This window comes from Segatella sp. (assembly GCF_977051555.1).
Map to the genome: position 1 here is coordinate 17,706 of NZ_CDRSSE010000050.1, position 10,248 is coordinate 27,953.

The 10,248-nt window shown below is 48.1% G+C and carries 6 protein-coding genes and 1 rRNA gene; 5 read left to right on the forward strand and 2 right to left on the reverse strand.

Annotation, left to right across the window (positions count from 1 at the left end; translation table 11 throughout):
• Positions 1 to 69: 69 nt before the first annotated feature.
• The gene (gene thrA, locus ACWJAO_RS11195; protein ID WP_449140309.1) at positions 70 to 2,511 is read right to left on the reverse strand and encodes a bifunctional aspartate kinase/homoserine dehydrogenase I; all 2,442 of its coding nucleotides are present in this window, start codon (positions 2,509 to 2,511) and stop codon (positions 70 to 72) included.
• A 301-nt stretch (positions 2,512 to 2,812) separates the two neighbouring features.
• On the opposite strand from thrA, the gene yfcE reads away from it, so the two are divergent.
• From yfcE to ACWJAO_RS11215, 4 genes are all read left to right on the forward strand, one after another.
• The gene (gene yfcE / locus ACWJAO_RS11200; RefSeq protein WP_006848732.1) at positions 2,813 to 3,358 is read left to right on the forward strand and encodes a phosphodiesterase; all 546 of its coding nucleotides are present in this window, start codon (positions 2,813 to 2,815) and stop codon (positions 3,356 to 3,358) included.
• A 129-nt stretch (positions 3,359 to 3,487) separates the two neighbouring features.
• Positions 3,488 to 5,167: an NAD(P)/FAD-dependent oxidoreductase gene (locus ACWJAO_RS11205; RefSeq protein WP_449140310.1), complete on the forward strand. Its 1,680-nt coding sequence runs from the start codon at positions 3,488 to 3,490 to the stop codon at positions 5,165 to 5,167.
• Positions 5,168 to 5,183: 16 nt separating this feature from the next.
• A complete protein-coding gene (locus ACWJAO_RS11210; RefSeq protein WP_449140311.1) occupies positions 5,184 to 6,740 on the forward strand; it encodes an ABC transporter permease subunit in 1,557 nt (518 codons plus the stop codon).
• Positions 6,741 to 6,743: 3 nt separating this feature from the next.
• The gene (locus ACWJAO_RS11215; RefSeq protein WP_449140312.1) at positions 6,744 to 7,484 is read left to right on the forward strand and encodes an amino acid ABC transporter ATP-binding protein; all 741 of its coding nucleotides are present in this window, start codon (positions 6,744 to 6,746) and stop codon (positions 7,482 to 7,484) included.
• A gap of 183 nt (positions 7,485 to 7,667) precedes the next feature.
• Here the strand turns inward: ACWJAO_RS11215 and ACWJAO_RS11220 are convergent, their stop codons facing one another.
• On the reverse strand, positions 7,668 to 9,365 hold the full coding sequence (locus ACWJAO_RS11220; protein WP_449140313.1) for a SulP family inorganic anion transporter: 1,698 nt from the start codon (positions 9,363 to 9,365) through the stop codon (positions 7,668 to 7,670).
• A 567-nt stretch (positions 9,366 to 9,932) separates the two neighbouring features.
• On the opposite strand from ACWJAO_RS11220, the gene ACWJAO_RS11225 reads away from it, so the two are divergent.
• Positions 9,933 to 10,248, forward strand: a 16S ribosomal RNA gene (locus ACWJAO_RS11225); the annotation flags it as partial.

Consider the following 10,248-nt stretch of genomic DNA (forward strand, 5'->3'; position numbering starts at 1 on the left):
GAAAAGCAAGTCTGCTCTTGTCCGTAGGCCAACTCAACATTCAACATTCAACATTCAACATTAAAATTATTAAATGTTAGCGATACTCATGATGTTGGCGAATACACCGGCAGCAGTTACGCTGGCTCCGGCACCATAGCCCTGAATCATCATAGGGTATTCCTTATAACGCTCGGTGGTGAGCAGCACGATGTTGTTGGAGCCTTCCAGATTATAGAACGGATGCTCAGGTCCAACAGCCTGCAAACCTACACTTGTCTTGCCGCCATCCAGGGTAGCAACGAAGCGCCAGCGTTTGTGCTCTACATCGAGTGCCTTGCGCTTAGCCTCGAAATCGGCATCGAGCTCTGGAAGCTTCTTCCAGAAGTTGTCGAGCGAACCCTTGAAGTATTTGTCTGGCACGAAGAGGTTCTTCTCTACATCTTCCTGCTCTACGCGGTAACCTGCCTCGCGGGAGAGAATCACCAGCTTGCGAATCACGTCCATACCGCTCAGGTCGATACGTGGATCAGGTTCGCTGTAGCCCTTTTCCTTAGCCAGTTTTACGGTCTCAGAGAATGGAACTACGCTGGAGATGGCGTTAAAGATAAAGTTGAGCGTACCAGAGAGAACTGCCTCAATCTTAAGGATTTTGTCTCCGGAGTTGCGAAGGTCGTTGATAGTTCCGATGATAGGGAGACCGGCGCCTACGTTGGTCTCGAAACGGAATACCACGCCACGCTGGATGGCTGTCTTCTTCAGTTTCTCGTAGTTTTCATATTCGCTTGATGCAGCAATCTTGTTGGCTGCGATAATGCTCACGTTGTGCTCCAGCAGACTCTGGTAGAGAGCGGCAACATCCTTGCTGGCTGTACAGTCAACAAACACGCTGTTGAAGATGTTCATCGCCAGGATGGTATCGCGCAAAACCTCTGGAGTGCTAGGGTCAGAATCCTTCAGTTCCTCGCGGTAGTTCTCGAGATCGATACCATCGCGGTTGAAGATGGCGTTCTTGGAAGAAGCGATACCCACCACGTTGAGCTTCAGCTTGCTGCGCTCCATGAGGTCGGCATACTGGTTCTTGATCTGTTCGATGAGCTTTCCGCCCACGGTACCCACACCGCAGATGAAGAGGTTCAGAACCTTGTATTCTGAAAGGAAGAAACTGTCGTGGAGAACGTTGAGCGACTTTCTCAGATAATCGCTCTTCACTACGAACGAGATGTTGGTCTCTGAAGCACCCTGTGCACAGGCGATGACGGAAATACCGCTACGGCCGAGGGTTCCGAAGAGCTTACCGGCGATACCGGCTGCATGCTTCATGTTTTCGCCCACGATGGCGATAGTAGCCAAGCCCTTCTCTGCGTGCATTGGGAACATCGCACCATCGGCAATCTCGTTGTGGAACTCATTGTTCAATACTCTTACAGCCTCTTCTACATCCTGCTCGCGCACACCGATAGAGGTAGAGTTCTCTGATGATGCCTGTGACACCATGAATACAGAGATGCCCTCGTTGGCAAGAGCGGTGAAGATACGGCGGTTTACCCCAATCACGCCGACCATGGAAAGACCGGTTACGGTGATGAGCGCTGTACCGTTGATAGAAGAGATACCCTTGATAGGCTTCTGGTCGCCATCGATCTTGTTCTTGATGATGGTGCCCGGAGCATCTGGGTTGAAGGTATTCTTAACCTTGATAGGAATATTCTTGACACAAACCGGGTAGATGGTTGGAGGGTAGATGACCTTTGCACCAAAGTTGCAAAGCTCCATCGCCTCAACGTAACTCAGTTCGTTGATGGTATAAGCTGATTTGATGATACGTGGGTCGGCAGTCATGAAACCGTCTACATCAGTCCAGATTTCGAGCACTTCTGCATCGAGGGCAGCTGCAATGATGGCTGCTGTGTAGTCGCTACCGCCACGACCGAGGTTGGTGGTGCGCTCTGTGTCCTTGTCACGACTGATAAAACCCGGAACGAGAGATATGCGAGGAATTTCTGCAAAGGCTTCTCTTACCAGTTTGTTGGTCAGCTCGCTGTCGAGCACATGCTTGCCCTTGCCGTTCTTGCGCTCAGTCTTGATGAAGTTGCGGGAGTCAAACCATTTGGCTCCACGAATCAAAGTGGCAACAATCTTTGAACTGAGTCTTTCTCCATAACTCACGATGGCATCCTGCGTTTTCTCGCTGAGGTCGTGGATGAGATACACACCGAAGTAGATGCTTCTCAACTGCTCGAAGAGTGCATCAACTGATTTGAAAAGATTTTCTCTGTCTGTTGTTTCGGTAATGATGGTATCAATCATCTTGTGGTGGCGATCAACCATGGCTTCGAATTCTACTTTCCACTGTTCATCACCCTGGAGGGCAAGCTGAGAGGTTTGCAAGAGTTTGTCCGTGATACCGCCAAGTGCGCTCACGACAACCACTACACTCTGTTTCTTAGCCTCGTTTTCAACGATACGTTTCAAGCTGAGGATGCTTTTTACGGAACCAACCGATGTTCCGCCGAATTTTAATACTTTCATATGTTCTTGAATTTTACGTTGGTAATGTAATGCCTCCCCCGAAACGACCGGGGCCGAAGCAGAACTTGAGGGCAAAAGTACGAATAATATATCAAACTGCCAAGGAATTTAACAAAAAAGTAGCAATTTGTAGGTAAAAATCCTCTTTCTGTAGATAATTACAGGCTCTTTCTCTCCCTTATACCTTATTATATATATAAAAAACGTTGAAATGTTTGGGCGTTTCGGATTATTTGCTTAATTTTGCCGATGTAATTCAATGCGTAACAGACATAAGCATAACAAACATAAGAAGGAACGAATGAAATATCTTTTATTCTCAGATATCCACGGCTGTTTGCCAGCCCTGGAAAAGGTCCTCGATTTCTTCGAGGCTGAACATTGTGACATGATGTGCATTATGGGGGATATCATCAACTACGGTCCCCGCAACCGCATTCCGGAAGGAATCGACCCTAAGGGTATCGTGGAAAGACTGAATGCGCTGGCAGACAAGATCATCGCCGTGCGTGGCAACTGCGATGCGGAAGTAGACCAGATGCTCCTCGATTTCCCTATCATGGAGACCTATGCCCTGCTGGTAGACGGAGGCAAGCGTTATCTCCTGACCCACGGACATGTATATAATAAGGAGAACATGCCGAAGGGACCTTACGAGGCGATGATCTACGGCCACTCCCATCTCTGGGAACTCTCTCATAACGAGAAGGGACAGGCCATCGTAAATACCGGCAGCATCACCTTCCCGAAGGGTGGCAATCCTCCAACCTTCGCAACATTGGAAGATGGTAAGTTCACCATGTATCAGCTAGATACGCTCGAAGTGCTGGCTACAATGGAAGCATGAAAAAGTGAAAGTGAAAAGTGAATTGTGAATGTAATGCGAAATCGGTCACTTGTCACTCGTCACTTTCAAAACTAATCATAAAGTTCAAAGCTCAAAGTTCAAAGCTCAAAGTTCAAAGTTCAAAGTATAATGATTCAAGAGTTTCAGATAAGAATTCTGCCCGAACAGGCAGCCAGCGAGGAAGGCATCAAGCGTTATCTCGCCAAAGAAAAGGGATTGGATGTAAGAACGCTCAACCAGGTGAGGGTTTTGAAGAGAAGCATCGATGCCCGTCAGCGTACCATCTTCGTCAATCTGAAGGTGCGTGCTTATATCAACGAATTTCCGCAGAACGACCAGTATGTTCATACCGAATATCCGGATGTGAGCAGCAGACCTCGTGTTATCGTTGTGGGCGAGGGACCTGGCGGTCTCTTTGCTTCCCTGCGCCTGATAGAACTGGGTTACCGTCCTATCGTGCTGGAGCGAGGCAAGGATGTGCGCGAACGCAAGAAGGACCTCTCTAACATTACCAAGACCCAGAAGGTTGACGGCGAAAGTAACTACTGTTTCGGTGAAGGTGGAGCCGGTGCTTATAGTGACGGAAAACTCTATACCCGAAGCAAGAAAAGGGGAAGTGTAGACAAGATTCTGAATGTATTCTGCCAGCATGGTGCCAATACCAATATCCTGGCAGATGCCCATCCGCATATCGGTACCGACAAGTTGCCACGCGTTATCGAAAACATGCGCAACACCATCATCAAGTGTGGCGGAGAAGTGCATTTCCAAACCAAGATGATTCGTCTGATCCTTGAGAGTGAAGGTAAACTGGCGGCACCTGATGCTGCAGCTGGCGATAGGGTGATAGGCGTAGAAGCCGTGAATCTGGCTACGGGTGCAGAGGAAACTTATCGCGGACCGGTTATTCTGGCAACGGGTCACAGTGCCCGCGATGTATACCGCTATCTCGCTTCGGCAAAGATAGATATCGAGGCTAAGGGCATCGCCGTGGGGGTGCGTCTGGAACATCCTTCCCAGCTTATCGACCAGATTCAGTATCACAACAAGACCGGTAGAGGTAAATATCTGCCTGCTGCAGAATATAGCTTTGTTACTCAGGTAGATGGCAGAGGTGTTTACAGCTTCTGTATGTGTCCGGGCGGTTTTGTGATTCCGGCTGCTACAGGACCGGAACAGCTCGTGGTGAACGGTATGAGTCCGAGCAACCGCGGTACTGCCTGGAGCAACTCGGGCATGGTGGTGGAAACCCATCCCGAGGATGTAGCACAGTTTGTGAAGGAACATCAGTCGGTCATCGAACAGCAGGAAATGAAGGCGCAGGAGAATGCTTCTGCCTTCACTCCTCATGATTCGCTACAGATGATGTACTTCCAGGAAATCGTGGAAAAGCAATGCTGGCAGCAGGGCAACATGAAGCAGACGGCACCGGCACAGCGTATGGCTGACTTCGTGAACAATCGCTTGAGCTATGATCTGCCAAAGAGCAGCTATGCACCAGGCTTGATTTCGAGTCCGTTGCATTTCTGGATGCCGTCTTTCGTAAGCAAGCGTCTGCAGGAAGGCTTCAAGACCTTCGGCAAGAATGCCCATGGTTTCCTGACCAACGAGGCTACGCTGATAGCGATGGAGACGAGAACCTCATCGCCTGTCCGCATCGTCCGTGACCGCGAAACCTTGCAGCATGTCCGCATCCAGGGACTCTTCCCATGCGGTGAAGGTGCTGGCTATGCAGGCGGAATCGTATCGGCAGGTGTGGACGGAGAAAGGTGTGCAGAGATGTGTGCTGAATATTTGAAACAACTATAAACGAATGCCTGGAAATATGAAATACAGAAAAACGGGAAAGTTTAGACTTGGCTTCTTGGCTTTACTCCTGAGTGTGCTCTTTGTGGCGTGCAGTTCGGGTACATCAGATGCAAACAGGCAGATCAAGAGCAAGGCTGACCTGAAGGGGGCTGTGATAGGCGTGCAGCTCGGTACTACAAGCGACGGACTTGCCACGGAGTTGGAAAAGAAAGGCGGCGGTACCAAGGTAGAACGGTACAACAAGGGAGCCGATGCCATCCAGGCACTCCTGCAGGGCAAGATAGACTGCATGGTGACCGATGAGGCGCCAGCCAAGGCGTTCAAGCGGGTGAATCCATCGCTCCGTATCCTGCCCGAAACCTTCGATGCGTCCTCTTTCGCCATCTGCGTGGCTAAGGATCATGCTGAGTTGCAGCAGTCCATCAATCGTGCCATCCGTATCCTGAAAGAGAATGGTGTCATCGATTCCATCGTCAACCGCCATCTGGAAAGGGGCATAGCGGTGGCTTATACGCCAAAGACTTCGGATGTGAAGAAACTGAGTCAGGAAGCGCTGCAGAAACTCGGCTTGAAGACGAGTCTCCGCTTTGCCACCAACGCTACCTTCGAACCTTTCGAATATTATCAGAATGGCAAGATTGTGGGCATCGACGTAGATGTGGCAAATGCCATCGGCGATGTGATGGGCGTGGATGTCGAGATTCTTGATATGGAGTTTGATGCCATCATCACCTCTGTACAGGCAGGTAAGGCGGATGCGGGTATTGCCGGCATCACGGTTACTCCTGAACGGGAGAAGAATATCAGATTTACGGATTCCTATGCCGATGTGCGACAGGTTATCATGGTGAATTCCAATGAAGTGAAAGCTGCTGGTAACCAGCCGGGAGTGATAGATAAGTTTAAATCCTGCTTCATAGATGACAACCGCTATCAGTATCTGTTGCAGGGTTTGGGCAATACGCTCATCATCACCTTCTTCGCCATCATCCTTTCCGTCATACTCGGAACGCTGATCGCTATCGTCCGTGCCCGCCATGAGCGCAAGGGCGACTGGAAGATTCCGAACATGCTCTGCCAGCTGTACCTCACCATCATGCGAGGCACGCCAACCATGGTGCAGTTGCTCATCATCTATTACGTGGTGTTTGCGTCGGCAGATGTCAACAAGATTTTCGTTGCCGTCATCGCCTTCGGCTTGAATTCGGCTGCCTATATTGCCGAGGTAATCCGTTCGGGCATCATGTCGGTAGATAATGGTCAGATGGAAGCGGGTAGAAGTCTCGGTCTTTCGTATGGCAAGACGATGCGCCTCATCATCCTTCCGCAAGCCTTCAAGAATGTGCTTCCGGCTATGGGTAACGAGCTTATCACTCTGCTCAAGGAAACTTCTATCAGCGGTTATATCGGACTGGTAGATTTGACCAAGGGCTCCGATATCATCCGAAGCATTACTTACGAGGCGATGATGCCGTTGGGCGTAGTAGCCTGCATCTATCTCATCCTCGTTCTCGGACTGAACGCAGGAGTAAGAAAGTTGGAGAAGAGACTGAGAAAGAGCGAAAGGAAATAAACAATGGATAAAATGAACGAAATAATCAAGATAGAAGGACTTCGTAAACGCTTCGGCGGCAACGAAGTATTGAAAGGCATTACCACCTCGGTGAGACAGGGTGAGGTGGTTGCCATCATCGGTCCGTCGGGTTGCGGAAAGAGTACCTTCCTGCGCTCCATCAACCTTCTGGAAGAACCTACCGAGGGTAAAATCTATATCGACGATATGGATATCACGTCAAGCGATGTAGACATCAACAAGATGCGCCAGCGGGTAGGCATGGTGTTCCAGCAGTTCAATCTCTTCCCTAATATGACCATACGCCGCAACATCATGCTGGCTCCGGTAGAATTGGGTAAGATGACAAAGGAAGAGGCTGATGAAAAAGCAACGGAACTCCTGGCCCGTATTGGATTGCTGGATAAGGCCGACAGTTATCCCGACAGTCTTTCGGGTGGACAGAAACAGCGCGTAGCTATCGCCCGTGCCTTGGCGATGAATCCCGAAGTGCTCCTCTTCGATGAACCGACTTCGGCTCTCGATCCGGAAATGGTAGGCGAGGTGTTGCAGCTGATGAAGGATGTTGCTGCCGAAGGAATGACGATGGTGGTAGTGACCCATGAGATGGGATTTGCAAGAGAAGTGGCAAACCGCGTGCTTTTCTTCAGCGATGGCTATATCACGGAGGATGGATCACCGGAAGAGGTTTTCAATCATCCGAAATCACCAAGATTGCAGGAATTCCTGGGGAAAGTTTTGTGATAGTTGACAGTTAATAGTTGATAGTTAACAGTTGATAGTTAATAGTTACTTGATGACAATAAAAAAAAGATGCATTACTGGGTAATACCAGCAATGCATCTTTTTTATTTGATATGTTTATTCCTATTTAGTGTCAATCGCTAAACATTTAACACTTAACATTTAACACTTAACACTAAGCATTTAACTATTAACGTTTTTGCTCTCAATAATCTCTTCAGCACGTTTCAGAGCCTTGCTGATATGATCGGTGATATTCTCCTTGCCAAGAATATTGTAGAAACCAGCCTTCTCCAACTGGGCGTTTACCTTCTCGCAAACACCGGAGAGTACAACCTGAATATCCTCCTTCTGACTCATCTCGCAGAGGTTGGTGAGGTTGTGGATACCGGTTGAATCAACAAATGGAACCTTGCGCATACGGATAACACGTACCAGCGGACGGTCACCGAAAGCTGCCATCACTTCCTCAAACTTGTTGCCGGCTCCGAAGAAGAAAGGACCATTGATTTCGTATACCTCTACGCCCTTTGGAATCGTATAGTGCTCCAGGTTGGTAGAGAGGAAGTCAAACTCCTTGTTCAAGTCAATCTCATCATCGGTAATAGCTGTCACGTCGGTGGTTTCGCTCATTCGCTTCATGAAGAGCAGACAGGCGATAATCAGACCCACCTCAATGGCTACTGTCAAATCGAAGATGATGGTGAGGAAGAAGGTAATCAGAAGTACGGTTACATCGCTCTTCGGATTCTTCATCAATGCCAGGAAACTTCTCCATCCGCTCATTCCGTAAGATACAACTACCAATACACCGGCAAGACATGCCATAGGAATGTACTGGGCAAGAGGCATCAGGAACAGGAAGATGAGCAGCAGAACTATGGCGTGGATGATGCCTGCAATAGGAGTCTTACCGCCATTATTGATATTCGTCATTGTACGGGCAATGGCACCTGTTGCTGGAATACCACCAAAGAGGGGAGAGGCGATATTGGCCAAACCCTGAGCTACCAACTCGGTGTTACTGTCGTGATGATCGCTGATGACACCATCGGCAACGGTTGCTGAAAGCAAACTCTCAATGGCTCCCAGGATGGCGATGGTAATAGCTGGTGATACAAGACTCTTGATGGTCTCCCAATTCATGACTGGTACCTGAGCTGCAGGCAGTTCGTTGCTGATAGAGAAGCGGTCGCCGATGGTCTCGATACTCTCAACGCCGGCAAACTGCTTGAGCAGTAAGGCTACAACGGTCATCAGGATGATGGCAATAAGAGAGCCAGGGATCTTCTTGCTGAACTTAGGGGTGATGGCTATAACCACTACGCTTACTACTCCGATAAGGGCACACCAAGGATCTATGGTGTCAAAGCTTTGGAAGTAGACACCCCATTTCTCCAGAAAATCAGAAGGTTTTGAAGTCAACGTCAAGCCAAAGAGATCCTTAATCTGGGTCGTGAAGATGGTTACGGCGATACCACTGGTAAATCCCACAACGATAGGGTAAGGGATGTACTTGATGATGGTTCCAAGACGGAGAAGTCCGAAGAGAACCAGGAACAGACCAGCCATCAGTGTCGCTATCGTCAAACCTTCCATGCCATATTTCTGGATAATGCCATAGATGATAACGATGAATGCTCCCGTAGGACCACCAATCTGCACTTTGCTTCCACCGAAGATGGAGATGATGAGACCTGCTACAATGGCGGTGATGATACCCTTTTCAGGGGTCACGCCAGAAGCGATACCGAATGCGATGGCCAGAGGCAGGGCTACGATACCAACGATGATACCTGCCATGAGGTCAGACATGAATGTTTTCTTGTTGTATGTCTTCAAACAGGAAAACAAACTCGACTTAATTGCTAATGCCTTCATTTGAAAGTTTTAAAATATATGTAATTAATCTTGTTATCCGTTAAAACGTGTGCAAAGGTACTATATTTTTTTCAATTAGCAAAATGTTTTTCTGAGTTTCTCCCTTTTCTGAGATAATATTCTTCTTCGTATGGTAATTATCTTCTTATTTATGGTAATTGTGCGCCCGCACACGCAGGCATGGGCAGGCATGTATATAATAAAGTGATTGCACGCTTGAAATGACTCAGAGTCTTTATAAGTGTTAAAATTTGGCTAAAATCTCAACTTTTTTGCGAAAAGATTTGGTGGAATGGAAAATAGTTAGTACTTTTGCACTCGCTTTTGAGAAATACGGTTTCTCTTAGCAACGAAAGAAAGAGTTCTTTGAAAGATTTTACATAAACAGACAAGTAGTACAAGAAGCGGTTAACTTCTTAGAAATAAGAAAGTTGACTGGGTAAAAGAAACGAACCGTCAAGTAATTGATAAGTCAGGTTTACTAAGCTTCAATAAACGAAAAGGATATTCGTCCTAAGTACAGACAACAAACAAACCAAGCCGCAAGGCTAGGTAAAATGATATTTTACAATGGAGAGTTTGATCCTGGCTCAGGATGAACGCTAGCTACAGGCTTAACACATGCAAGTCGAGGGGAAACGACATCGAAAGCTTGCTTTTGATGGGCGTCGACCGGCGCACGGGTGAGTAACGCGTATCCAACCTGCCCACCACTTGGGGATAACCTTGCGAAAGTAAGACTAATACCCAATGATATCTCTAGAAGACATCTGAAAGGGATTAAAGATTTATCGGTGATGGATGGGGATGCGTCTGATTAGCTTGTTGGCGGGGTAACGGCCCACCAAGGCTACGATCAGTAGGGGTTCTGAGAGGAAGGTCC